Source organism: Persicitalea jodogahamensis (genome assembly GCF_014651615.1).
GTDB lineage: Bacteria > Bacteroidota > Bacteroidia > Cytophagales > Spirosomataceae > Persicitalea > Persicitalea jodogahamensis.
On record NZ_BMXF01000001.1, the window covers coordinates 109793 to 135002 of the forward strand.

Annotated in this window: 27 protein-coding genes; 14 read left to right on the plus strand and 13 right to left on the minus strand. The window is 49.4% G+C overall.

Annotated features, from left to right (window positions below; genetic code table 11):
- Positions 1 to 30: 30 nt before the first annotated feature.
- Positions 31 to 798, minus strand: a complete 768-nt coding sequence (locus IE117_RS00480; protein WP_189562325.1) for a TssN family type VI secretion system protein — start codon at positions 796 to 798, stop codon at positions 31 to 33.
- A gap of 96 nt (positions 799 to 894) precedes the next feature.
- Here IE117_RS00480 and IE117_RS00485 point away from each other — a divergent pair, with 96 nt between their 5' ends.
- The 4 genes from IE117_RS00485 to IE117_RS00500 all read left to right on the plus strand — a co-directional run bounded on the left by IE117_RS00485 (position 895) and on the right by IE117_RS00500 (position 4550).
- Complete coding sequence (locus IE117_RS00485) at positions 895 to 1323, plus strand: GPW/gp25 family protein (protein ID WP_189562326.1); 429 nt, start codon at positions 895 to 897, stop codon at positions 1321 to 1323.
- Positions 1324 to 1406: 83 nt separating this feature from the next.
- Positions 1407 to 3158 (plus strand): type VI secretion system baseplate subunit TssF, encoded by a 1752-nt coding sequence (locus IE117_RS00490; RefSeq protein ID WP_189562335.1) that lies wholly within the window; start codon positions 1407 to 1409, stop codon positions 3156 to 3158.
- Positions 3155 to 4084 carry a hypothetical protein gene (locus IE117_RS00495; RefSeq protein ID WP_189562336.1) on the plus strand — a complete coding sequence of 310 codons (930 nt, stop codon included), beginning with the start codon at positions 3155 to 3157 and terminating at the stop codon, positions 4082 to 4084. The genes IE117_RS00490 and IE117_RS00495 overlap by 4 nt, the downstream gene beginning before the upstream one ends.
- Before the next feature lie 94 nt (positions 4085 to 4178).
- Positions 4179 to 4550, plus strand: coding sequence for a LytR/AlgR family response regulator transcription factor (locus tag IE117_RS00500; protein WP_189562338.1), 372 nt, complete (start codon positions 4179 to 4181; stop codon positions 4548 to 4550).
- Positions 4551 to 4552: 2 nt separating this feature from the next.
- Here IE117_RS00500 and IE117_RS00505 read toward each other — a convergent pair whose 3' ends face one another.
- The 11 genes from IE117_RS00505 to IE117_RS00555 all read right to left on the minus strand — a co-directional run bounded on the left by IE117_RS00505 (position 4553) and on the right by IE117_RS00555 (position 14750).
- Positions 4553 to 5287, minus strand: a complete 735-nt coding sequence (locus tag IE117_RS00505) for a DUF2306 domain-containing protein (RefSeq protein WP_189562339.1) — start codon at positions 5285 to 5287, stop codon at positions 4553 to 4555.
- 50 nt (positions 5288 to 5337) lie between these two features.
- A complete protein-coding gene (locus tag IE117_RS00510) occupies positions 5338 to 6675 on the minus strand; it encodes a hypothetical protein (RefSeq protein ID WP_189562341.1) in 1338 nt (445 codons plus the stop codon).
- Between the two features lie 144 nt (positions 6676 to 6819).
- Positions 6820 to 7671, minus strand: a complete 852-nt coding sequence (locus tag IE117_RS00515) for a LytR/AlgR family response regulator transcription factor (RefSeq protein ID WP_189562343.1) — start codon at positions 7669 to 7671, stop codon at positions 6820 to 6822.
- A 22-nt stretch (positions 7672 to 7693) separates the two neighbouring features.
- Positions 7694 to 8764, minus strand: coding sequence for a 3-isopropylmalate dehydrogenase (leuB, locus tag IE117_RS00520; RefSeq protein ID WP_189562344.1), 1071 nt, complete (start codon positions 8762 to 8764; stop codon positions 7694 to 7696).
- Between the two features lie 75 nt (positions 8765 to 8839).
- Entirely contained in the window at positions 8840 to 9208 is a 369-nt protein-coding gene (locus tag IE117_RS00525; protein WP_189562346.1) for a four helix bundle protein, read from the minus strand.
- Positions 9209 to 9259: 51 nt separating this feature from the next.
- A complete protein-coding gene (locus IE117_RS00530) occupies positions 9260 to 10753 on the minus strand; it encodes a hydroxymethylglutaryl-CoA lyase-like TIM-barrel protein (RefSeq protein ID WP_189562348.1) in 1494 nt (497 codons plus the stop codon).
- A gap of 106 nt (positions 10754 to 10859) precedes the next feature.
- A complete protein-coding gene (gene leuD / locus IE117_RS00535; protein WP_189562350.1) occupies positions 10860 to 11456 on the minus strand; it encodes a 3-isopropylmalate dehydratase small subunit in 597 nt (198 codons plus the stop codon).
- Positions 11457 to 11528: 72 nt separating this feature from the next.
- Positions 11529 to 11894 carry a four helix bundle protein gene (locus tag IE117_RS00540; RefSeq protein WP_189562352.1) on the minus strand — a complete coding sequence of 122 codons (366 nt, stop codon included), beginning with the start codon at positions 11892 to 11894 and terminating at the stop codon, positions 11529 to 11531.
- A gap of 83 nt (positions 11895 to 11977) precedes the next feature.
- Positions 11978 to 13375, minus strand: coding sequence for a 3-isopropylmalate dehydratase large subunit (leuC, locus tag IE117_RS00545; protein ID WP_189562354.1), 1398 nt, complete (start codon positions 13373 to 13375; stop codon positions 11978 to 11980).
- Positions 13376 to 13659: 284 nt separating this feature from the next.
- Positions 13660 to 14526, minus strand: a complete 867-nt coding sequence (locus IE117_RS00550; protein WP_189562356.1) for a BadF/BadG/BcrA/BcrD ATPase family protein — start codon at positions 14524 to 14526, stop codon at positions 13660 to 13662.
- Complete coding sequence (locus IE117_RS00555) at positions 14523 to 14750, minus strand: cytochrome b5 domain-containing protein (protein ID WP_189562358.1); 228 nt, start codon at positions 14748 to 14750, stop codon at positions 14523 to 14525. Before IE117_RS00555 ends, IE117_RS00550 begins: the two co-directional genes overlap by 4 nt.
- Positions 14751 to 14894: 144 nt before the next feature.
- Between IE117_RS00555 and IE117_RS00560 the strand changes: the two genes are divergently transcribed.
- The 9 genes from IE117_RS00560 (at position 14895) to IE117_RS00600 (ending at position 23416) form a co-directional block, all read left to right on the plus strand.
- The gene (locus IE117_RS00560; protein WP_189562360.1) at positions 14895 to 15341 is read left to right on the plus strand and encodes a hypothetical protein; all 447 of its coding nucleotides are present in this window, start codon (positions 14895 to 14897) and stop codon (positions 15339 to 15341) included.
- A gap of 185 nt (positions 15342 to 15526) precedes the next feature.
- Entirely contained in the window at positions 15527 to 16555 is a 1029-nt protein-coding gene (gene thiL / locus IE117_RS00565; protein WP_189562362.1) for a thiamine-phosphate kinase, read from the plus strand.
- 747 nt (positions 16556 to 17302) lie between these two features.
- The gene (locus IE117_RS00570) at positions 17303 to 18142 is read left to right on the plus strand and encodes a MotA/TolQ/ExbB proton channel family protein (RefSeq protein WP_189562364.1); all 840 of its coding nucleotides are present in this window, start codon (positions 17303 to 17305) and stop codon (positions 18140 to 18142) included.
- 105 nt (positions 18143 to 18247) lie between these two features.
- A complete protein-coding gene (locus tag IE117_RS00575; protein ID WP_189562366.1) occupies positions 18248 to 18871 on the plus strand; it encodes an ExbD/TolR family protein in 624 nt (207 codons plus the stop codon).
- Between the two features lie 32 nt (positions 18872 to 18903).
- A complete protein-coding gene (locus IE117_RS00580) occupies positions 18904 to 19494 on the plus strand; it encodes an ExbD/TolR family protein (RefSeq protein ID WP_189562368.1) in 591 nt (196 codons plus the stop codon).
- 38 nt (positions 19495 to 19532) lie between these two features.
- Entirely contained in the window at positions 19533 to 20354 is an 822-nt protein-coding gene (locus IE117_RS00585) for an energy transducer TonB (RefSeq protein WP_189562370.1), read from the plus strand.
- Positions 20355 to 20362: 8 nt separating this feature from the next.
- Entirely contained in the window at positions 20363 to 20575 is a 213-nt protein-coding gene (locus tag IE117_RS00590; protein ID WP_189562372.1) for a hypothetical protein, read from the plus strand.
- Between the two features lie 11 nt (positions 20576 to 20586).
- Positions 20587 to 21537, plus strand: a complete 951-nt coding sequence (locus IE117_RS00595; RefSeq protein ID WP_229580085.1) for a PstS family phosphate ABC transporter substrate-binding protein — start codon at positions 20587 to 20589, stop codon at positions 21535 to 21537.
- Between the two features lie 82 nt (positions 21538 to 21619).
- Positions 21620 to 23416, plus strand: a complete 1797-nt coding sequence (locus tag IE117_RS00600; protein WP_189562374.1) for a tetratricopeptide repeat protein — start codon at positions 21620 to 21622, stop codon at positions 23414 to 23416.
- A gap of 76 nt (positions 23417 to 23492) precedes the next feature.
- Here the strand turns inward: IE117_RS00600 and IE117_RS00605 are convergent, their stop codons facing one another.
- Positions 23493 to 23699 (minus strand): hypothetical protein, encoded by a 207-nt coding sequence (locus IE117_RS00605; RefSeq protein ID WP_189562375.1) that lies wholly within the window; start codon positions 23697 to 23699, stop codon positions 23493 to 23495.
- A gap of 145 nt (positions 23700 to 23844) precedes the next feature.
- Between IE117_RS00605 and IE117_RS00610 the strand changes: the two genes are divergently transcribed.
- Positions 23845 to 25203: a BatD family protein gene (locus IE117_RS00610; RefSeq protein WP_189562377.1), complete on the plus strand. Its 1359-nt coding sequence runs from the start codon at positions 23845 to 23847 to the stop codon at positions 25201 to 25203.
- Positions 25204 to 25210 lie beyond the last annotated feature (7 nt).

Sequence of the window (25210 nt, forward strand, 5' to 3'; positions counted from 1 at the left end):
CTTACCGTGTCGCCGTTCTACCATCATCAATTACGTTGATCGAACTGCCACGATGGTTTCATTATCCACGACTTTGTTGGCCTGGAATGTCAGATCGGGATCGAGATAACGGCGGCGCTGGTACCAGTTTGTTTTTTTGTAAAAAGTCCAGCCGTAAGGCCGCTGTGCGGCGTCGAGGTACGCAATGGGGCTGTCGGGATTGCGATCGTTGTAATCGTTGAGAAAGATGAAAAAAAGCTCGCCAAGCAGCATTGATACCGGGGCCTTGGCCCGGAAATTGGTAAAAGCCGTTTCATCGGCCTGCTTCGTAAATTCAAACTGAATCACCAGAACTCTTGACAGGTCCAGCAGATCCATGTCAGGCAGGGGTTGACCTACGGGATAGTACCACTGCTTGTATTCTTTGGGAGGAATGCGCAAAAAAGCAGCGTAAACCCCGGCTGCTACAATCGGAAAAACGAAAGCTACCAAAGCCGTCGCTACGCCCAGGCCCCTGGGCAGCTCTTCTGCCACGAAACGATACAGAGCGGCCAGCAGCCCGGTAGTTAGCAAGGTTAGGAGAAGCGTAAAGCCGAATTCCTTAACCAGCGAACCCGTTTTCTCCGGCAGCCAGTGATGCAGTGCCCACACATGCACGCACCCCAAGACCAGAAAGGCAAACATGATTAAGGCGTAACTGCTCCCGAAGTCGGTATTTGCCAGGCCCAGACTACCCGCGAGCGTTAGCAGCAGAGCAGCAATGGCTGCGTAAACAGCGGAACGGGTCACGGCTTTTGGCTGGGGTACAGAGGGCGTCATTTTTTATCTTTTTAGGAAGAAGGGTTTCGGAAGGGCGTGGGCAAAAATAAGATTCCCAACCAGTTTTGCAAGCCTAACTTTAGCGTACGGCATATCATGCAGGAAGAATACTATACTCTACCGATGGACCTGGATCAACTTGTCGAAGGACGAGCCCACTTGCGCTGTACTTTGCATAAGTCCATCTACCAGCATATCTATCTATTGCTGGTCACGCACTTCGATGAAACCCGCTACGACGCCACCTTTGGCTGCGCCCTTTGGGATCATGACTTTTCCATTATGTCGTCGCTGAAATGGAAAGACCTCATTCGCGAAAGCGTGGAGCAGACCGTCGCCCGCTACGAGCCGCGCCTGTCGGCCCTCAAAGTGAAAGTGGAGATGGAAGAATACGAAGTAATGACCAAAGCCAACCATTACATCCGCAAGCGTATCGGCGTTAGTGTGGATGGGACCATCACCCGCACCAAAGAACCATTTCGGTTTTTTGAAAGAGTGTTCATCTCGCCCATGTCGGCGGAGTAAGTTTCAATTTGGAATTAGTGAATGTCAGAATACAGCTTTCGCCCTATTCCGACATTCACTAATTCACTAATTCCAAATTAACTATGACAAACTTCACCAAAGAAGCCATCCGTGATCGCCTTCTTCGCCGGGCCGCCATGCTATGGGGCTACGACGAAGGTGAATTGCAGAACTTTGACCCACTGGTGCGGCTGTTGATGGAAGCCACTGCGGTGGAATTGGAGAAGGTGGGCCACGCCATGCAGGATTCCGAAACGCGGATGCTAGAACAGTTGGCCGCCCTACTGGTGCCTGATGCCGCCACTCGCCCGCGCCCTGCCTGGGCCATTGCGCAGGGGCAGCCTGCCGAGGCGCTGGGCCGGCTGGTGCCGGAAAATCAGTTTTTGCTTAAAGCACGGGGCGGAAAGAATGCCGCGTCGCGCGAATTTTACTTTTCGCCCCCGGCGGCAGTGTCGGTTGTTAATGCGGCATTGCACTGCGTGGTCACGCCTTCGGCAATCTTTGAACTGAATGAGGCGGATAACAGTCGCCGGCCGATAACGGAGTTGCCCCGGCCTTCGGGAGCCCGCTGCCTTTGGCTGGGGCTGGACGTGGCAGCTTCGGTGGAATCGTGGCGCGGCTTCCGCTTTTATTTTGACTGGCCCACGCCCGAGCAGCAAACGCGCTTTGCCGGGCACTTGGGACAAACTACCTGGTCGATACTGTCGAAAACGCCGCTGTCGGTGCATATAGGTATGGGTCCGGAAGTACCACAAAATTCATCCGATGCGCATCTGGCCGACCTCGACGCGCTTTGGGAAAAGCAGTTTATTCATATCGATGAAAATAACCATTGGTCAGGAAAAGCCACCGCGCCTTATCCCGAGGAAGTAGGAGAGATTTTTGGTGAACAAAAACTAAAAAAACTCACGCAGCCTCTTCTTTGGATCAGGGTAGATTTTCCTGGCTCATTTCCCTTGGTGGGTTTGGAAAATATCACCGTGGCGCTCAACGGCTTTCCGGTCGTCAACCGCCAACTGCATCGCTTTACCTACCGCCTGCGCACGGGCCTGAACGCGATTATGCTCGACACCGACGAGTCGTTTTGGGCCATGCACAGCGTCAGCGACCAGCAGGGAGCCACGCCATCGTACCAGTTGCGCCGCCGGGGCGTGGGCCGCTTTGACCGTCGCGAGGCCAAAGAGTTGCTGTATCAGCTGACGGAATTGCTGCGCGACGAACAGAATGCCTTTTCTGCGCAAGGAGAGGAGTTTTTGGCTTCGCTACTGCGCGAACTCAACCAGAATCTGGCTCGCATGGAGCAAAAACTAGGCACAAAACGTTCCGCCGACACCAGCCCTCCCCCTTTCCTGGTGGTAGAGTCACCCGAGCGACAAGCGAATGTGCTGGCGGTGGCTTTTTGGAGTACCCAGGCCGAAGCCGCCAATGGACTGCCCACCGGCAGCCGGCTAAGTCCCTACGGTGCAGCGGGGGGCATTTCGAGTCCGCTCACACTCCTGACTCGCAGTGCGGGCGGGCGGGCCGCGCTCGAAGGCGAAGAACACGTCCACGAACTCCGTAAAAACCTGCTCACCCATGATCGCCTCCTGACTCTGGAAGACCTCCGCGCCTACTGTTACGCCGAACTGGGTGATTTGCTGCGGAAAGTGGAGGTCACTACCGCCTTTATGCCGGGGGCGTCGGTCAAAGCAGGTTTCGAGCGTTGCGTGCTGGTAAAACCTTACCCCGCAGGCGGAGTCCTGGACCCTAGCGATTGGCGGGTACACTGCCAACTTTTGCAAACCAAAATCGACCGCCGCAGCTCGCTGGCGCTGCCCATCCGTGTTCAGCCATGAAGGAAAAATCAGATACCACTATGGTCGGGAATGGGCAGAAACCGGATTCGGATATAAAAGCCGAAGTACTGGCCGCTGGCTGGTTGGAAGCGGGATTGCCGGCCGAGCAGCTGTTGGCGCGGCCCATAGGCCCATTCAAGCGAAGGTTCAGCCCTGATATCGCAGCCGTGCAGGATGGGGAACTCAACCGCTTCCGGGGCCGGATCATGGAGCTGAATCGCAGCGGTGTGTACGATCATCTGCCCGAGTCGCTGCTGCATCTGCGCACCCAGCCCACGCCCACAGTCGCCAAAAAAGTGGCTGATGTGAAGCGTGAGCGGGAAAAGGAAATGAAATCGAGGCTTTTCTTTTTGCCGCTGGAACAGGAAATATTTCTGGCCAAAATCCGCAACGAGCAGCGGGAGAGCAGGGCGTTCCATTTACGACCCGGCGTGGGTTTTTTTAAAACCCTGCGGGAATTCTGGCAGATTCCTGCCTTTGTGCCGGAGAGCTGGCTACTGCCGATTAGTGTAAAATTGCCACTTCTGGGACGGGGTAGTTTGGCGCGATTGCATGACCTAACCATAGAGTTATTGGGTACCTTGACGGGTTACGACATCCAACTTCAGTCAGCCAATTCTCAATCATTCGGAGTACCTTCTCCCTGGCGATTATCGCAAAGTACCCTGGGTGCACAAACCTTGCTGGGTGGGGAATTGCAAAGCTACTGTCCGCATTATCAGATAACGTTGCATGCCACATCTTCAAGTGATCCGCCGGTTCATTTTCTGCCGGGAGGTAGTCGTCGGGCGGCGCTGGACTGGCTGCTAGGGTTTCTGCTACCCGCCGGGGGTAGTTATGAAATAAAGGTTCAGGGCGTTTCGTCCGAATTTTTTCTGGCCGATCATCCATCGACGGATGCTCGCCTGGACAGCATTTGTTTGTAGTTCTTTCAAAAAACCAACCTGCCGCTGTTTCCCCAAAGTACCCTATTGCCGACTAACAGATTAGAAAAGAAACTTAATTCTAAATCCGTTAGCCATGAATACTCCATCACTATCCGTTCCCCAGATTCCTGTTCACATTGGCGGTTACGAACATGCCCGTCCGGAGGAAATCGTCCTCTGCAAGGGCGACAGCAACTACACCCATGTTCACTTTACCAATGGTCGCAAGCTCACCGTAGCCACTACTCTGAAAATTATTCAGGAGCGACTGGCAGCTAGGGATTTCGTCCGCGTCAATCGCTCCGGCCTGATTAACAAAGACCATATCGCCAGCTACGACCAGGACGAGATCACCCTGACCAACGGCACGGTACTTTCCATTGCGCGGCGGCGGCGGCGGGAGGTCCGGGAGTTCCTGCAATCGTGCGTAGAAATTTTCGGGGCGCAGGAAATGAGCTATGCCTGATTTTACCGCACCAGCACCCGCCGTACCATGCCCGTTAGGAAACCAAACTTGACGGGCATATTTCGTTTTTCCTTTTGCCGCTTGCTGTAGTAAGCTGTACCGACGCCCAGCAGAATACCGGGTGCCAGCCATGGAATTAGTTGCAAATACACTGACGAATCTTCGGGTAGATAGCGTGTCATGTTTACGCAAAAGGCTGTGACTGTGGCAATGTACGCGCCCATGATCTTGGCAATGTGGCCGAAGTACCAGTGCATTTTTCCTGATTCAATTTTTCCCGAGAATAACTGCAAATCGTGCCGGGCGTTGACCGAAATTAACACCCCAAATACGGTAAACAGAATGGCGATGAAGTAATTCTGCAACCCAATGATGCCGTACACTGCGTAGGCCAACATTGCCAGCCCACACGCCAGAGCAAGCCCTGCCGCGACGCGGTCAAGCACCGTAGCTTGGGTTGCCGATTTTTTCATCTTTAAAACCCGGTCGCCCGAGAAAGTGAAATAAAAGCTTAATACAGCGATGCCGAGGAAGAATTGTAGTTTCAATTCCTTGGGTTTCAAGGCGAAGAGCATCAGCGTGGTCACGAACACTCCGAACATCGACCAGTAGTACACATTGCCCCAAAACTTGTGGACTTTGCCGCCTTTCTTGGCTACCATGGGAACAATGCCCGTCGCGAGAGCCGAAAAGCCGAAGGCGACGTGAATAAGGAGAATAATTTTGTAGGGTTCCATTTTTAGTTGACAGTTGGTAGGGGGTACTTGGCGATGACAAACGATTGTTTTTAATGGATGTTTTTCAGGGCATTACGGCGTCCGGCAAACCAGACGAATTGGATGAAATTGAACTCCATTTGGTCAAACATCACCTTTTCTCCTTCTGCTTTAAGGTGCAGGTTGGGCGTATAGCGCAGGTTGGTGCGCAGCAGCCAGGTTTCGCTGCGGCTGATGCGGATGTCCCAGCCGAAGATCAGGCCAAGGGCTATCTTCTTTTGCCCGAATGTGTCAGTATCCCCGTCGTTTTTATCCGTGAATTTCAAATCTTCGTAAGCGAGTGTCGGACCGACGAACGGGACGAACCCATGGTAATCACCCAGAAACTTGTAGGCTTCCAGTGTGTAAGAACGACGGCTGTACGATAGCGAGGTATTATAGCCGCTCGACCCGTAGCGCAATCGGCGGTAGGATATCCCTACGTTCAGGTCTGGTTTGTGAAAGTACCGCCCGGCCGCGATATCGGGAATGAAAGCACCGGGACTGGATTGCTCCAGGTAGGGGTATTTGTCCTTAACATATTCTGACTTGCTGATCTCGAAAGTACCCGAAGGACCAATCCCGACGTACCATGAATCGAGGTGGTTGGTAGCCGCCAACTGCCGGGTTCTGCTCTTGATGAGTTTTGCCCCGCGTGCCGAACCCAGTCCGCCGTTCGTATTGATGAGATAGCTCATGCCCAGGTTAAAAGACCAGGGTGAGAGTGTCAAATCACCGTATTGGGTACGGGAGACGGGGTAGTGATAGTCAGTTCTACGCTGGTAGTTGACCCCGGCCTGAACCAGAAATTGCCTTCCGGAATAAGCAAACCCTGCCTGGTAGGGAAATATCATTTTTGCTACCCAGGGAACTTGTGCATAATCTTTGTTGGGCTCGTTCGACACCTGCGCGTAATTCAAACTCTTGAAGCTCATTCCTGCGAAGGGACGAAGTTTCCCCGCGTTCAGTGCCCACGGAAACACCCGGAAGCCTGTTTCGACCCCTTGATTGTATGAAACCTTTTGTAAGCTTTCGGCGGCAGGAAAACGGAGGTTCGCAATGGGGAAAGCCACATAAAAATCCGCGTGTCCCCAGAAATGCGTACCACCTATGACGATACGAGCGCTGCTTTGGTTGCCGAAGTTCGCGGTAGCCAATACGTCCTGACTAAAGTACTGTGTACGGCCTCCCGCAAGGGTCACGACATCTGCGCCGAAATAAGATTTTGCGAAGGAGGTCCTCACTCTCAGTCTTTCGGCTGTTGTATCTTTCTCAGCGGTTTGGGCGACAGCTTGCTGCGAAAGAGTCTGTAAGAAAAAGACTAGAAGGATGGCGGAAGGAAAAGCAGGAAAACGGAGGCAAAATTTCATAGCAGCAACGGATTTTTGTGGTTGACTGCTGCAAACCTAAATGCTAAAAAACCACCCTACAAAAAAGAGGGACGCCTGACCGGAATATGGGAAGAATGACCCAAATTTGGGTCAATTGGCATTTTTTTGGGACGTTTGACAAGGCTATCCTTTGAAATACTCCGCTACCAAGTCCCCATATCGTCGCGCTACGGGGACGGGGGTGGGGTAGTTTTTGAGTTGCAGCTTGTAGCCCTGCGCATTGCCTGAAATACTTTCGACTTGTTGAAGGTTGACGATGAAAGAACGGTGGCAGCGCACTACGTCGGGATGATGGGCTTGCTCCTCGAAGCGGCTCAAACTACCTCGTAGCAGCGTCTTTTCGACCCTTTCATTTTGTAAAAAAACAAGCTCGGAATAGTTGTCTGCCGACTCGATGAAAAGAAGGTCGTCCATTGCCAGCGTGAGGGCGTCTTTTTCGTTTTCGGCAGTGAAGGTAATTTTTTGAGAAAAGGAAGAGGGTGTAGCTAGCGCCACATCCTCCCTGATATGCAGGTCGCTGGTGGCGTATCTGCGGAGCAGCCTGGTGTAGTTCAGCAGCGTGATAACCGTTGAGGGAATGACACCGACTGCTGCTGTAATTCCTAACCAGACGAACACATTGCCAAATCCTTCTCCCAGCATCCAGGTACTATAAGTAAGATTGCCGAAAGCAATAAAAATGATGATGACGACATTCCAGAAGATTTCGCGGCCTACTGTCCAGTTTTTCTCATCGAAGAAATCGTTGAAAAAATAAGGAAAAACGGACCCCACCAAACCCAGGCAAGCGAACGTAACCAGGCCGTAGCCCGCCAACACAAAAGGTTTGCGGGGATCATTCCATTCGGCAGAGCCGAAGGGCTGGAAAACAATCAGAAAAAGAGCGACAAACAGACCCGCCCCGGCAGAAGTAAGCAGCCAGCGACGGAGGTTCTGTTTGTCGCGAGGATAAGGTTGATTGAGGAATCGGAACATTCGGCAAGATAGCCAGGAATGCTCACAGATAGCTCAATAAAGCTTCGCCCGTTGCATCCGTGCCTAGTATTTTGTCTTTAGGAGTGTCGGCATCGGCGATGTCGCGGGTTCGGACGCCCGATTTCAAAACCAGATCCACGGCGTTGATGATCGCGTCGGATTCTTCTTTCAAACCAAAAGAAATATCCAGGAGCAAAGCCGCCGAAAGTACCGAGGCCATCGGATTGGCCAGGCCCATGCCCGTGATGTCGTGCGCTGAACCGTGGATGGGTTCGTAAACGCCCGTGCCGTCACCGATGGAAGCGGAGGCGAGCATTCCCATTGAGCCCGCGATTTGGCTGGCTTCGTCGGTCAGGATGTCGCCGAAGAGGTTGGCCGTCACGACTACGTCGAAGCGGCGCGGGTCCTTGATGAGCAACATCGCCGCTGAGTCCACAAATTGGTGCTCTACCGTCACCTCGGGGTATTCTTTCGCCACACGTTGCACCACTTCCCGCCAAAGGCGGCTGGTTTCAAGTACGTTGGCTTTATCCACCGACATGAGTTTTTTGCCGCGCGTCATGGCGGCGTCAAAGGCTTTGCGGGCAATGCGCTCAACTTCGTAGGTGCTGTATCGCGCGATATCGTAAGCTGTGTCTCCGTCGTTTTCCCGGCCTTTTTCTCCAAAATAAATGTCGCCCGTCAGCTCACGGAAGAACAGAATATCGGAGCCGCGGAGAATTTCGGGCTTAATAGAAGAAGCCGAAAGTAGTTCGTCGAACAATTTGATGGGCCGGAGGTTGGCGTACAAGCCCAACTCTTTGCGCATTTTCAGTAGTCCCTGTTCGGGTCGCACCTTGGCGCTCGGGTCGTTGTCGTACTTAGGGTGTCCCACCGCGCCGAATAGCACGGCATCTGACGCCCGCATTTTTTCCAGCGTTTCATCGGGCAACGGGTTACCAGCCGCCTCAATGGCCGCGTGGCCAATCAATGCCTCGTCGTAAGTGAATTCGTGGCCGAATTTCTCAGCGATTTTTTCCAATACTTTCTTACCGACGGCAGTCACTTCCTGCCCAATTCCGTCACCGGGTACTACTAGGATATGTTTTTTCATTTTTAAATAGGAACAAAGGTTCATAGCGACAAAGTGACAAAGTTTGTCACAGGAAGCCCCTAATAAGTGTTAGATTTATTTTTTAAGTTTTAATTTTTGGATTAAGCTTGACATCATTCTCTCTATTTCCCTGCTTTGGCTATACAAACTATCGAATTCAGCTTTTTGTAAATAATTCAAATTTGCCGCTATTTCAATCTGAGTTTGTAGTTCGAAGAGTGAACCGAATGCGATTTGCAAGAATCGAAGGTAGTCCCCAAGGCTTTGGCGACCAAACCCTTCGGCAATATTGCTTGGGACGGACACAGCGGACCGGCGAATTTGAGAGGTCAAAGAAAATTGCTCTGAGTTCGGGAAGTTAAGCGTTGTCTGGTAGATAGCTGTTACCAAAGCCATAGATTTCTGCCAAATTTGTAAATCGCGAAATGTTTTAACTTCTGCCATTTTACTAGATTAAGTGCACTCTGAACCTCTGTCACTCAGTTACTTTGAACCTCAAAGGAGATTAAGCATTTTTTGAGTTGCCTGAATAGCAGATACTGTCTGATCGGAGTCCAAACCACGCGTTTTCACGTCTCGGTCTCCGATGCTCCACGTAATGATTGTTTCACAAAGTGCGTCCGTTTTGCCACCCGGTGGAATGCGCACGGTGTAGTCGGTCAGCATGGGTAGTTCAGTGTGGAGTTGGGCGTAAATTTTCTTTAAAGCGTTCATGAAAGCATCGTACTGACCGTCGCCCTGGGCACTTTCTTCAAAAACTTTTTCACCAATCCGTACCTGCAAGGTAGCCGATGGTTTCAGGTTTTTGGAATGCGTCAGCACGTAATTCAACACCGTCACTTTTTCCTCGATCGCCTCGCTGTCCAGTACATCCGAAATGATGTAGGGCAAATCCTCCGGCGTAACTACCTCCTTCCGGTCGCCCAGCTCGATTATTCGCTGCGTGACTTTCTTCAATTCGTCGTCGCTCAGCGTGATGCCCAAGTCGCGAAGGTTGTTCTCGATATTGGCCTTGCCGGAAGTTTTGCCCAGCGCATATAATCGCTGCCGCCCGAATCGCTCCGGCATCAGCTTACTGAAGTAAAGATTGTTTTTCTTATCTCCGTCGGCGTGAATGCCCGCAGTTTGAGTAAAAACATTTTCCCCTACCAGTGGCTTGTTGGAAGGAATGCGAATACCCGAAAAGGTTTCGACAATCTTGCTAACCGAATAGAGAGACTCTTCCCTGACCGATGTCTTCACTTCGGGCAGAAAGTCGTTCAGCACGGCAATGGTACTTGCCAAAGGAGCATTGCCCGCCCGCTCACCCATACCGTTGACGGTCAGGTGTAGCCCATGTGCTCCGGCTTTTACGCCTTCCAGCGCGTTGGAAACACCGAGATCGTAATCGTTGTGGGCGTGGAAATCGAAGTGCTGATTCGGATAACGGTCAACAGTTGATTTTACAAATTTGTAGGACTCAGCGGGTGTAAGTACCCCCAGCGTGTCGGGCAGCATAATGCGCTGGATAGGCTGAGCCGTTAGGAAATCCAGCGCCTCGAACACGTAGTCTGGTGAGCTGCGCATCCCGTTGCTCCAGTCTTCCAGATAAACGTTGACCGAAATGCCTTCTTCCTTGGCTCGCTCGATAACTTGCCGGATATCCGCAAAATGTTGTTCGGGTGTTTTTTTTAGCTGGTGCGTAAGATGATTGAGCGAACCTTTAGTCAGCAGGTTCATCACTTTCGCCCCGGCTTTCTGCATCCATTGGATAGAGGCTTCGCCGTCTACGAAGGTCAGTACTTCAATTTTATCCAGTAAACCGTGCTGCGCGGCCCAGTCCGTGATTTTCTTCACGGCCTGGAACTCCCCATCCGATACGCGGGCGGACGCCACCTCCAGGCGGTTCACTTTTACTTCCTGTAACAACAACTGCGCGATGGTCAGCTTCTCGGAGGCCGAAAACGATACTCCACTGGTCTGCTCCCCGTCGCGCAGGGTCGTGTCCATTATTTCGATTGATCTCATTGGGCGGTCGGCAGTCGGCTACCGGCAGTCGGCTCCATTCGGCAGTATGAAAAAGCCGGTGGCCGAAAGCGGATAGCCGATAGCCTATTTAATACATACTCTGCTCCGCGAACGCACCAATCTCTTCTTTCATGGCGCGAAGGTAGTCGATGTCGTCGTAGCCATTCAGGAGGTTGTGCTTTTTGTAGTCACTGATAACGAATGATTCCTGCTCGCCCGTCGCCAGAATGGTGATCGTTTGATTGGGCAGACTTACTTCCAATTGCGCATCGGGATCTTGCTCGATGGCTTTAAAGATTTTATCCAAAAATTCCGCCGACACAGTCACTGGCAGAAGGCCGACATTGATGGCATTGTTCTTAAAAATATCGGCGAAGAAGCTCGATACTACGCAACGGAAGCCGTAGTCGTACAAAGCCCAGGCAGCATGTTCGCGACTGGAACCGCTGCCGAAGTTTTTGCCGCCAACGAGAATTTTGCCTTGGTATATGGGATTATTCAGGACAAAGTCCGGTTTGGGGCTTTCGTCTTTATTATAGCGCCAATCCCGGAACAGGTTGTCACCAAATCCTGTACGCTCAGTTGCTTTCAGGAAGCGGGCGGGGATAATCTGGTCGGTGTCCACGTTCTCGATGGGCATCGGAACAGCAGAAGAGGTAAGGGTTGTGAATTTATCGTAAGCCATAATTTATTGCTTTATGCTGTAGGCCATAAGCCGTAGGCCATTTTTCTTTATCCTACTCTTTATACCTACTTGTCAATTAATTTTTGTTTCGTTAATTTTCTTTTCTAGTTGGAAAAGCATCCTTTTCACTACATTGATTTTTTTGTTCAATGCTTCGTAGGAAGCAATGTCGATAAACTGCAAGTCAAATGATAACTGCAAAAGGTATTCGACTTCGTGGGCCGATCCCAACGAAATGTGAATATACCTGATAAATTCATTGTCAGTTTTTCTCCCACATCCCTCGCTAATGTTAGTTGGAATGGATACCGAAGCCCTTCTCAACTGGCTGGTTATTCCATACGTTTCGGAACTTGGAAAAGCTTTGCTAAGGGCGTAAATTTCCAACACCAACTCGTGAGACAACTTCCAAACCTCATACTTTCTGAAATCTCTCACGTCAATTATTTAAATCAGTTTAAGATCCAAAAGGTCGCGTTTTCCCATGACCCAAAAAGCATATAGCTTAATGCTTACAGCTTTTAAAGGAATTGTCTCGGGTCAGTCACTACTCCCGTTACCGCCGCTGCCGCTGCTACGAACGGACTAGCCAACAATGTCCTCGCGCCTGGTCCTTGTCTTCCTTCGAAGTTTCTGTTAGAGGTACTTACGGCATACTTACCAGCTGGTACTTTATCGTCGTTCATCGCCAGGCAGGCCGAGCAGCCGGGCTGCCGGAGTTCGAAGCCTGCCTCCGTCAGCACATCCAGAAGGCCCTCTTCTTTTATTTGGGATTCTACCACGTGCGAGCCGGGTACCAGCCAGGCTGTAACGTTATCAGCCTTTCTACGTCCTTTTACAATAGAAGCAAACGCCCGGAAATCTTCGATACGGCCATTGGTGCAACTTCCCAGGAACACAAAGTCGATGGGCTTGCCCAGCATACTATCTTCTTCCGCAAAGCCCATATAATCCAGTGATTTGGCGTAGGTAGTTGCACCGCCTTTGGCTTGCTCGGCCGTCGGAATGGGGCGCGAAATACCTGCACCCATGCCGGGGTTGGTACCGTAAGTTATTTGGGGCTCGATGTCGTCAGCATCGAAGGTATATTCCAGGTCGAATTTGGCGTCGGCGTCGGTTTTGAGTGTTTTCCAGTACGCCACGGCCTTGTCCCAGGCTTCGTCCTTGGGCGACTGATCGCGGCCTTTGAGGTAAGCGAAAGTTTTCTCATCAGGAGCAATCATGCCGCCCCGGGCGCCCATTTCGATACTCATATTGCAGACCGTCATGCGGGCCTCCATACTCATGTCCTCAAAAACTTCTCCGGCGTACTCTACGAAATAGCCCGTGGCGCCGCTGGCCGAAATCTGCGAAATGATATACAGCACGGCGTCTTTGGAAAGTACCCCTTTACCCAACTTGCCGTTAATAGTAATCCGCATTTTCTTGGGCTTGGGCTGCATAATGCATTGTGTCGCCAGTACCATCTCCACTTCTGAAGTACCGATCCCGAATGCAATAGCTCCGAACGCGCCATGGGTCGAAGTGTGGGAATCGCCGCAGACGATCGTCATGCCCGGCTGTGTGATTCCATTCTCCGGGCCGATAATATGAACGATTCCGTTTTTGGCGTGGCCTAATCCCCAAAATGAAATGCCATGCCGGGTCGTATTATTAGCTAGTGCCTGCAATTGATTGGCCGACAGCGGATCCTCAACGGGTAGGTGTTGGTTGATAGTAGGGGTATTGTGGTCGGCGGTAGCGAAGGTGCGCTGCGGAAAAAGTACCTCTGCGCCCCGGCTTTCGAGGCCGTTGAAGGCCACGGGGCTGGTCACTTCGTGGATAAAATGGCGGTCGATGAACAGAACATCGGGGCCTTCATCGATGTGGCGGACGACGTGAGCGTCCCATACTTTGTCGAATAGGGTTTGTTTACTCATGAGTTGATTTATCTTAATTTATTTTCTTGTCAGTTATATTTTCGTAGAAATCAGTCTGTAAAAGAATTTTTACCATTGATACGAATCGAGGTGGCAATATTCTGAATCAGCGTTTACCTACAAGCAGCATCTTCATGCCCCTCTCGAGGTCAGAAAACTACTTTGCAAAATTGGATGAAAATCTGAACCTCACCATAACGCAAAACGCCCAAAGAATACCGATTTTGGGTTGTGTTCGCTAAAAGACCTAAATAAACAATAGTTCTTCGACTGGGAGATATCATTTATCGGAATTCTTCTAATCCATTACCCGCCCTATGATATTTTGTCAAACCCGGCATCGGGCTTTTCTGAATCGACCCTAACTGTAAGGCTTTCTCAGCCAGGACATCTTGAAGAACCGATTGGAAGTGATGCGCCACCGAACCCGTAAAATGCACGGGCAGCGAACCAGAACCGGGATGCCTGACTACATATATATCTAAAAACACCCGGAAAGCATCCTGGACGAGCGCTTTAATGAAAGGATGGCTCAGGTGTTGGCTCAAAAAAGGCGCGAAGGTGGCAAAGTAGCGATTGGGAAAAGGCTGCTTATAGGCCCGGTCCAGTACCGACAGCCGCGTGACATCGGGATAGGTAGTTTGGAAATCCGCTTGAAGCTGAACGGGCAATTCGCTATGCAGATAACGTGTTACCAACTGCTTGCCTAAGTACCCGCCGCTGCCTTCATCGCCTAACCAAAAACCAAGGGAACCAATGTTATTGACGATTTTATTGCCGTCATACAGGCAATTATTGGAACCGGTACCGAGAATGCAAGCGATGCCAGCTTCGCGTCCGCACATCCCCCGCGCGGCAGCGAGTAAGTCGCTGTTGACCGTAATGGTGGCAGCGGGAAAAGCATCGGTAAGCGCTTCCAGGACCGGCCGGCTGGAAACTTCATCAGCGCAGCCAGCTCCATAGAAATGAACTTCTCCCACCGGACCATTTACGTTAGGGACGACTTCAGTACGTAAGCCCTCTGCTATTACTGCCTGATTTTGGTAAAAAGGGTTAAAGCCGACGGAGGCGAAGCGCGCCGCTTGCTGGCCTTCATTATCAAGAAGCAGCCAATCGGTTTTGGTGGAGCCGCTGTCGGCGATGAGTATCATTTAATGGTTCCGATGATAGTGAATTTACTGAAAACCTGGTCGGTGTGCGGCGCGTCGGGTAGTTCATCCGTGAGGTCCTGGCCCGCCCAATGCTCGTAATGCTTGCCATCGCGCCATAGCCGCGAGGCCGACACATCGTAAATTTTGCCTTGATAGGCGCACCAGATCTCGTCGCGATCCTGACCGTTACGTAAGGCTAGTTGAGCGCGAGTGTACTCTTTCATAGGCTTTGCCGCCTTTTTTTTGATATAATGCGGTAAATGTAGAAATTGTGGCCGGGTTTTTGGATAATCTTAATTATCTCTAATAGATATAAACTCAAATGGAAATTTCGTTCTTTTGAAAAAACTCTGGTCATTTTTAATATCATGAAAAAAATTCAACCTATTGTGTGGAGCCTGTGCATGGCTATCGGATTGGTAGCCATTAGCTGTAAAAAAGATCCACCGCCGCTTTCTGAGCGTATCGCAAAAGTCTGGTCGGCCAATACGATCAAAGAAGGTAGCACGGTAGTATATACCAAAGGCGGGGCCAGCAATGCAAAGCCCGGCTATGCGAATTACAAACTTGCGTTGAACAATGACAATACGGTCACCTACACTGAGTTTGACGGTAATACCTTTACGGGCCAATGGGAGTTGAATGGTGAGAATAAATTGATTCTGAAAAACCTGAACCCGCAGCCTACGGGTACCAACGGTACCATTGAGTTCGACATCTCCGAGTTCAGCGACGGCAGCATGATTCTGACCCGTACCACATCCAGCGTCAAAACGGGAGGTACAATTAACCAGTACACGCTGTCGAATCCTTAATCCGATTGAGATTCTGTAAAAAACTGGTTTCAGGCACCCTTAATGATAATTGTGGCGCTTTGTAGAAGAAGCCGATTCTAGGAGGAATCGGCTTCTTCGTGTTTTGATTAACTTTGTCTACCGTGCTTGGCCTTATTAATTGTCCCTGACGGTTGATCAACCATTTAATATTTACTCATCCAAAAATGTCCGAAACCCGCACCGAAATTGCCTCTCTGGGAGAATTTGGTCTGATAGACCGTTTGAGTCAGCCTTTCGCGGCTGCATCGCCTCAAACTGTAAAAGGAATAGGTGATGATGCCGCCGTGATTGACCTGGAAAATGAATATGGTCTGCTGACTGCCGACCTGCTGCTGGAAGGCGTCCATTTTGATCTGAGCTTTTTTCCTCTCAAACATTTGGGCTATAAGGCTATCGCGGTCAATATCTCCGATATCGCCGCCATGAACGGTATTCCCGGGCAGGTGACGGTGAGCCTGGCGGTAAGCAATCGTTTTTCAGTAGAGGCTATTGAAGAGCTTTATGCAGGAATTGCAGCTGCTTGCGCTGATTTTCGGGTGGATTTGGTAGGTGGGGACCTGTCGTCGTCGCGCTCCGGACTGCTGATTTCTGTGAGCGTATTTGGCAAAGTGGACAAAGGCAAAGTAGTATATCGCGCCTCTGCTCAGCCCAACGACTTGCTGTGTGTCACAGGCGACCTGGGAGCTGCCTACCTTGGCTTACAGATTCTGGAACGCGAAAAGCAGGTTTTTCTGGCTAACCCAAACATGCAGCCGCAATTGGACGGTCACGACTATGTCGTACAACGCCAGTTGAAGCCCGAAGCACGTATGGATGTAATCTATGAACTGGCAGAAGCAGGCGTAATTCCCACCGCCATGATTGACCTCTCGGACGGTCTGGCCTCCGACCTGCTTCAGTTAAGCAAGGCATCTAATGTAGGAGCGATGGTCTTCGAGGAAAACCTGCCCATTGACGAGCAGACGTATCTGGCTGCTACGGAACTCAATCTCAGTCCTGTCACAGCGGCCTTAAACGGCGGCGAAGACTACGAACTCCTGTTTACTGTTCGTCAGGCGGATTACGATAAAATAAAGAACAATCCCAAAATCAGTGTCATCGGGTACGTTACCGACCAGCCGCAAAGCATCACGCTATCTTTGAAGTCAGGCAGTAAAGTCCCCATTACAGCGCAAGGATGGGAGCAAGGGTAGAATGCCGGACTACCCTTTTTCGGAAATTTTCCAGCCTCCATTAACGGCAGAAAACGGCTGATACCCAATTCTCTGTTTGGCTGGAATTTTAGACCGTCGTATTATTTTATCAATTGACTATCAGATCATTCACGAACTGTAGCATCCCTTCATTTGCTTAGCAGTCAATACTCAAAAACAGACAGCTGCCATTCTGCTATCTAATAATCTGTGAGACAGTATTTTGAAATAATTTTTTGGAACAAGTTAGATTTGAAGGACAATAACGACCGCCTGCGGGCAGTATAAAGAAGAAGGTAGACCGCTTTATTAGTTTCTGAACGATTTGAAATTGTCCCATCAAACATCCTTCCAAATAAAATTTGTTTTTGTTTGCGTAAGGCTCTATTTTTCCGCTCCAATTGGCAAAAAGGTGATTCAAACTAAATGAATAAGTTGTAAATAGTGCAATTCTCACTTTTGTTAAAAAGACAAAAAAGTGGCTTTTTCAGCAACCAGTCAAGAAAATCTGTAATTATTACCTTGGCCCTCTATTAGAAAAATCATATCAGGTGTTGAAGTTTTTTAAAAAAGTTTAAAAAAAACTGAATGTGCTCTTGCGGAATATTAAAAGGAAAACCCATACTTTTGCCTTGTCCATTGTCTCATCCTAAAATCAGAAGATTATTTTATTAAAGGCCCTTTATTCAAAATTTTTTATCTAATCAGTAACCAAAACCTCAATTAACTCTTTAAAAAACAAGTCTAATGGAAAAGAAAGCTACGACCCCGGCACCAAAAGCTGCCGCAGCCCCCAAAGCAAAAGGAAAAGGCGGAGTGTTGAACCCAGCGTGGGTCATTCCCCTGTTGTTCATCATCGCACTCGCCATCTACATGTTTGTGCTGGGTGCCCCCGAACACTTCATTGATGGCGATCACGAAAAAGGACCTAAACCCGGCGACTACTACGGTATCGTTTATAAAGGAGGACCCATTGTGCCGATTCTGATGACCTGCTTTCTGATTGTACTGGTTTACACTATTGAACGTCTTATTACGCTGGGTAAAGCTAGCGGAACTTCTAATGTGGACGCTTTTGTTCGCAAAATCCGGAGCTTGCTGGACCGCAATCAGATTGACGAGGCCATCAAAGAGTGTGACAAGCAGAAAGGTTCAGTAGGTAACGTGATTCGTACAGGTTTGGAAAAGTACAAATTGTTGACAACCGATACGGTACTGGATAAAGAGCAGAAAATGGCTGCACTCTCGAAAGAAATCGAGGAAGCTACCACACTGGAAATGCCCATGCTGCAAAAGAACCTGACTATTATCGCTACGCTGGCATCTGCCTCTACACTTATTGCTCTGCTCGGAACTGTAATCGGAATGATCAAGGCGTTCGCCGCCCTGGGTGCTTCCGGTTCTCCTGACTCAGCTGCTCTGGCAACGGGTATCTCCGAGGCTTTGATCAACACTGGTTTGGGCATCGGTACCGCCGCAATCGCGACGATCTCCTATGCTTATCTGAACAGCAAAGTGGATGACCTGACGTACAGCATTGACGAAATCAGCATGAGCATTCAGCAAAACTTTGCCGCTCACTATTGATTTGATTATCAAGCGGTTTTTAGTTTAGCCGCTTGATAATTTTAGATTATTGCAAAATAATCGATAGTATTGTTTCGTTAATATAAAAAAAACTTATACATTGCCATGGCAAAAGTAAGACCAAAGAAGCATCCGCCTACGATAGACATGACGGCGATGACGGACGTAGCGTTTCTGCTATTGACGTTCTTCATCATGACCGCCACATTTAAGTCGCAGGAGGCTGCTGAGATCGACACGCCGTCATCCATTTCCGCTATCAAAGTGCCCGATGACAACATACTGATGATAAGCATCGGTAATGAGGGTGAGGTGTTCTTCGGTGTGGATGCACAGCCTGACCGCATCAGGATGTTGGACAACATCGCTGAAACCAAAGGCTTGACTTTTACGGACGAGCAGAAGAAAAAGTTTTCCAATCAGGCGAGTTTCGGTTTTCCGCTTGCCCAACTGAAAGGATGGCTCGATCTGCCCGCCCCTGAAATGGGAACTGTGAAGCAGCCGGGTATCCCAACGGACTCAACTGGTGTGAGCGAGTTGGCAGACTGGGTGTATGCCGCCCGGAAAGCGAACTCTCAGCTTCGCATCGCGATTAAAGGAGACAATTCGGCAAAGTTTCCGACGTTTAAGAACGTGCTTGCTAATCTGCAATCGCAGAATATCAACAAGTTCAACCTGATCACCGATGCCGAGGAACCACCTGCGGGCTGGCGATCGGACAGCGAGTAATAACTTGGATTTACCCCTAAACAACAAAAGCGATGGCAGAAATAGTAGAATCGGGCGGTGGTAAAGGCAAAGGTGATGGTAAAGTAAGGGCCAAAAAGCTCTCTACCCGGGTGGACATGACCCCCATGGTGGATTTGGGCTTTCTGCTCATTACCTTCTTCATGCTGGCCACGACTCTTAGCAAGCCTACCTCTATGACCCTGAACGTTCCTGACAAGCAGGAAGATAAAGAAGAACAGGAAACCGAACCTTTGAAAGCTTCCAAGGTACTGACTGTTTTTCTGGGCCGTAATGATGATGTGTACTTGCTGGATGGAATAGCATCCAATGACGACAAGGCACCGGAAGAACTTAAGAAAGTGCGCTTCGGTACTGAACTGCGCGATGGGATTTTCAAATCTCAAAAGCGCGTCAACTCTCAATTCGAGAAAGACGAAGAAGGCAACTTGCCTTTCGTGGTAGTAATCAAACCGACAGAAGTATCCACTTATAAAAATGTGGTGGATATTCTGGACGAAATGGCTATCACTAAAACCAAGCGGTATGCGATGGTGGATTTTCTCTCGGATTCTGAAAAGGAGCTTCTGGGCGACCGGATCAAGCCGCAGCCAGGAGACCAATAGTAGTTTAATTTTCAATCAATTAATTTAAAACAAACGCCATGGCAGAAATGAGCCCGAATGCGACGCTTGACGACATAGTGTTCGAAAATCGCAACAAGGCGTACGGTGCGTATCCTTTACGCCAGGAATACCGTGGGGTGATCAACCGCTCCACGCTGATCGGAGCCGCCATCTTTATTTTGGCGATGCTTTCTCCGATGCTGGCTGATAAGTTCCTCACTGAGGATGAAGCGGAAGAAGTAATGGTGAACGTGGATCTGATGAATCTTCCACCGCCGCCAATCGATCCCGCTGAGCCGCCACCCCCGCCGCCGCCGCCCGTCGAGCAACCCAAAGTGGAAACTGTGAAGTTCCTACCACCGGAAGTGAAGAAGGACGAGGAAGTACCCATAGAAACTCCTCCACCCACAGTGGAGAAACTGGAAGTAGCCGTTGCTGCTGACAAAACGCAGGAAGGGGATATCAATGCCCAGGAGATTATCATTGCTCCTGAGCAGGTCGCTGCCCCAAGTAAAGGAACAGTGGTAGAAGCTAAGGTTGAAGAGCAAATCTTTACCGTAGTTGAGCAGCAACCCGAATTCCCAGGTGGTATTCAGGAGATGTATAAGTTCTTGGGTAAGAACATCAAGTACCCTGCTGCGGCCTCACGTGCCAACGTTTCGGGGAAAGTATTTCTCACTTTTGTGGTGAATACCGACGGTAGTATTCAAGACGTAGCAGTGTTGAAAGGACTCGGATTTGGCTGTGACGAGGAAGCCATGCGTGTAGTGAAAACTATGCCAAAATGGAAGCCCGGCAAGCAGTCAGGACGTCCGGTACGGGTTAAGTATAACCTGCCCATCAGTTTCCAACTCGAGTAATACGGAATATGAAGAGAAGACCATTGCATCAGGAGATACCTTTTTATACTTCGATGTTCATGGCACTGGTTTACATAGGAGGAGGCATCTATCTGATCGCCTCCTCCTTGTCTTTTAGCTTCCTGCCAGCGGGTAGCGTCTACCGCTACATATTTGCTGTGGCCCTGATCGCCTATGGCATCTACCGGGGCTACCGCGCTTGGGAATTCAGACGCGATTAACAAATAAGGCTGTGAAAATAAAAAAATTGTTTTGGGTATCGCTAGTGGTTGCCAGCGGATTGGTCTGGTATGGCTGCACGTCCGGTAACCTGGACAACCCTCGTCAGGGTACGATCAATGTTAGCGTTGATGAGTCTTTCCGTCCATTGGTCAAATCGCTGACGCACGCATACGAAGGAATCTACCCGGACGCACACTTCAATGTATCCTATCTGCCCGAACAGGAAGCGGTGATTTCCCTGCTTCGCGACAGTTCCCGTCTGGCATTTACCAGCCGGGAATTGAACGAGAATGAACGTGAGGTAATCAAACAGCAGGATGGCAAACTGACCGAGCAAAAAATCGCTATCGATGGTATCGCCCTTATAACAGGTAAAGCCAATCAGGACAGCCTGATTACAATAAAGGAGTTGGAAGGCATCTTCTCGGGCCGGATCAAAGATTGGTCGCAGTTGAAGGGGAGCAGCCAGACAGGACCCATAACGCTGGTTTTCGATCATGCCAATTCCAGCAATCTTGATTACATGCTTAAACGCTTCGGGGTTCAGGATGTCACAAAGCTGCCGATCTATACCGCTGAATCCAATGAAAACGTTATTAAGCATGTACGCGACAATCGCTCCTCAATCGGTTTTATTGGTGTGAGCTGGATTAGCGACGGGGATGCGACTCTTACCTCCGAATTATCAAAAAATATGCGGGTGATGGGCGTTTCGGATAAAGAGAACCCGACTTCGATCCAGGATTACGGACAACCTTTTCAGCGCGATCTTCGCAAGGGGAATTATCCTTTGGCACGATTCATTTATATTATTAGCAGAGAAGGTTATTCAGGACTGGGAGGGGGCCTGATGACTTATATTGCCCGTGATGTAGGCGGACTTGTGATTGAGAAGATGGGACTTGTCCCGACGATACCCTATCCGAGAGATGTGGAGATGCAAACCAAACAAAATTTTTAGAGTTGGCCTGCAATTTGCTATCTTTGGAACCTGTTTTTTAATACAACCCAATTTTTACTCTCTTATTCAACCTGATTAAGAAATGAACACTAAGCTCAGAAAATTTATCGCGACCCTGATGCTAGGTCTGTCTGCAACGGCAATTAGTTTTGCACAGACGGCTCAGGAAGGCTTCGATCAGCTCAATACTAACCAAACGGAAGAAGCGGGGCAAACTTTCAAGAAACTGGCGGAATCCAGTCCTTCGGAAGAAAGTTACTTTAATTTAGGCTACTATCATGTCCGCAACAACCAGCTGGACGAGGCTCAAAAAGCTTTCGAAAAAGGCTTGGCCCTGGATGACAAGAGTTATATCAACCAAGTGGGTATGGCTATGGTGGAATTGGGCCGGGGCAACCGCGAGAAAGGAAAGGAGATGATCGACTATGCTGTCAAAAAGACGCGTGGTAAGGATGCTAATGTACTTTTCCGGGCTGGAGAAGCATGGTCCCTTTTCGACAAAACCAGCGATCCCGCCGAGGCTATCCGTCTGATTGACGAAGCTACCTTAAAGGACAATACTTTGGCGGATGCCTACATTGTTAAAGGTGATATTCTGTCCAAGAAAAACGAAGGTGGACAGGCAGTCACTGCCTACGAATACGCGCTTACGGCGCGGCCAAACTACGCCGTAGCTAACAACCGTATCGGTCAGATTTATCTGCGCGGTAAAAACTACAACCTGGCTCTGGATTTTTATAAGAAGGCTATCGAGAAAGATCCCGACTACGCTCCGGCTTATAAGGATTTAGCTGAGCTATACTACCTGGCACGCCAGTACAAGCGCGCAGCCGAAAATTTTGATCTGTACATTCAGAAGAGTGGTGACAAGGATCCCGAAACGGTACTTCGTGCTGCGCAGTTTGCCTTCGTAGCCGATGACTATTCCCGCTCTCTCGAGCTGCTGGATAGCATTAAGGGCAAAATTGATAACCCGATTCTGAAAAGAATGTATGGCTGGTCTTACTACAAGACTAACAACATGGAGGATGCGATCAAAAATCTTGAAGAATTCATTCAGGTAGCTCCTACTACAAAAGACGAGGATGGCAATTTCAGAACGCTTGTCCCGGATGATTACAGGTACCTAGGTCGGGCATATAACAAGATGGCTACCGAAGGCGAGTATACAGAACAGGGGATAGAGGCGCTGATGAAAGGTGCTGATCTGGATACCAACGTGGCTGAGTCAGCAACTACCTATAAAGAGATTGCTAACCTTTATCTCAAAAATAAAGAGTACCTGAAAGCAGGTGCAGCATTCGATAAAGGTATAGCTATGGATACGGCCAAGGCCAATGGGAACGATTATTACCAGGCTGGATCGGCTTATTCGTATGCGGCCAGCAACATCGCTTTGCCAGATTCTACCGGTAAGTTTGACTCTCTTGAATTGGCAAAAATGCCGGAAGCAATGGTAGGTCTGGATGGCGCTGCGCTAGCAGCAAAGAAAAAAGAGTTTTATCTCAAAGCTGACTCTCTCTTCGCTTTCACTTCGAAGAAGCTGCCTGACTGGCCATACAGCTACTTACAAAGAGCTAATGTGTTGTATAATGCTTATGGCGCACAGGCTAACTTGGATCAAGGCATCTCGCTTCCTTACTATGAGAAATTTGTTGAGTTGGGTGAGAAGGATGGAAGCCTGAGCAAGACATACTTCAAGCAACCTTATAGTTATCTTGCCCTATACTATCAAACTGTGGGTCAGGATGAAGCCAAGGCTAAGACTTACTGGCAAAAACTGTTAACAGTGGATCCTGATAATATTACGGCTAAGCAGGCATTAGGCATGACAGAACCCGCAACAGCGGTCACCCCGAAGAAAGGCAACAGCAAGTAAGCTGACGCAAATGGCTCAAAACGGCGAAGGCCCCGGAAATTTCCGGGGCCTTCGCCGTTTTGAAAAGTCAAAAAAATCAGAGTATCGTGTTTGGAGTGACGAAGCAAGTGTCGAGAACGGGCTGATGAACCGCCGCAAATTTCTCATAACACCATAATTTTAGTCTTTTTACCTCACCAGGCATCAGCATTCGAATCGCTTTGCGGAGTTCTTTCTCGAACAATCTGCGGTCAAAGCTGACTTTTTGCAGAATAATTTTGATATACTCTAACATAGAGGCCATAGTATTACTTAGTTTTGGGGTTTAGGATATTGAGAAAAAGGAGGACAGATTAGCCGGCAAAGTCGGATATCATCCCGATATAGAACGCAACCGAAGGATGAAAGCGTATGTACTTCTGATGCTAATTTTAGGCTTTTGCCCCATCATGGCACAACAGCCAGCCGAGAAGAGCGTGAGTGTGGAAATGGGTGAAAAAGACTTGGCTATAAACCAGCCTTTCGTTGTGTCAGTGGTGGTGCGGAACAGCACTAGCAGGCCCTCGGTGCAATTTCCCGAATTGCCGGGACTGGAAAAAAGAAGCGCGTCGGCTACCAGTACCACTAATGTGGTGAACGGCAAAACCGTTCTGATTCAAACGATCAGCCAGCAGTATTTTGCCAAACAGGAAGGCAAAAATGTACTTCTTCCTTTCGAGGTTACGGTAGATGGAACCAAAGTGAAGTCGGAAGGCACGACCCTCACTTTTAACAAAGTCGAAGGCGGGGCGATATCTACTGAAAATTCCGGCGAAGCCGAGGAAATAATTTCTTCGGCCGAGGACTTGGCCGCCGGAAGTATATTTTTGTCTGTGAAAGTTTCGAAGCCCATTGTGTATGTACGGGAAGGCTTTTCGGTAAGGCTGGCGCTCTACGTGGCGAAGAGTGCCCCGGTAGAGATGGAATTTTACCAGCTGGATGTTCAATTACAAAATATCCTGAAAAAATTGCGACCCGCCACCTGTTGGGAAGAAAATGTGGGTATCGAGGAGATTGTCCAGCGGGAGGTGACTGTCGGGAATAAGAAATTCACTGAGTACCAAATGTACCAGTCGGTATTTTTCCCGATTACCTTGCAATCAGTGTCTTTTCCAGCCGTGAAGCTTGATATGCTTTTGCTGAAAACCCTTCCTGATGGCCAGAAGAAAAAGGAGGTAGAATCTTTTTACTCACGTCCGGTGCGGGTACTCGTGAAACCTCTGCCCTCGCATCCCAGGAAAGACCAAATCGCGGTGGGGAATTATCAACTAGGCGAGAAGCTGACGAGAGACAAAGTGTATTCAGGCGAAAGTCTGCGATATGAGTTCACGATTAAAGGGGACGGCAATATTGCTACCATTACCCCTCCCGAAATGGCCAAAAGTATGGCCTTCGATTTCTATCCGCCCGACGTGAGTCAAACCGTACAACGCAGCTATGAGAAAGTGAGCGGCGAGAAAACATTCGGCTACAACATTGTGGCGCGTCAGAAAGGTAATTTCACGCTGGGAAGATTTTTTCAATGGATATATTTTGATCCGGTCAGGGCGAAGTACGATACGCTCCGGTCATCGCGAACTGTCGAGGTAACGGGCGAGAATCTCCGGGCTTCCGCTTTGTCGGGAGAGGGGGCCGATCCGGTTTACGGAAATATTGACGAATTGGACACCAACGTCCGCTATATAGATTATCAGGAAATTATCCGCAATCTCACCAATGCTGTTGTACTCATTTTATTGGGAGCAATGGTTTGGATATTCAGAAAATAAAGTAAAA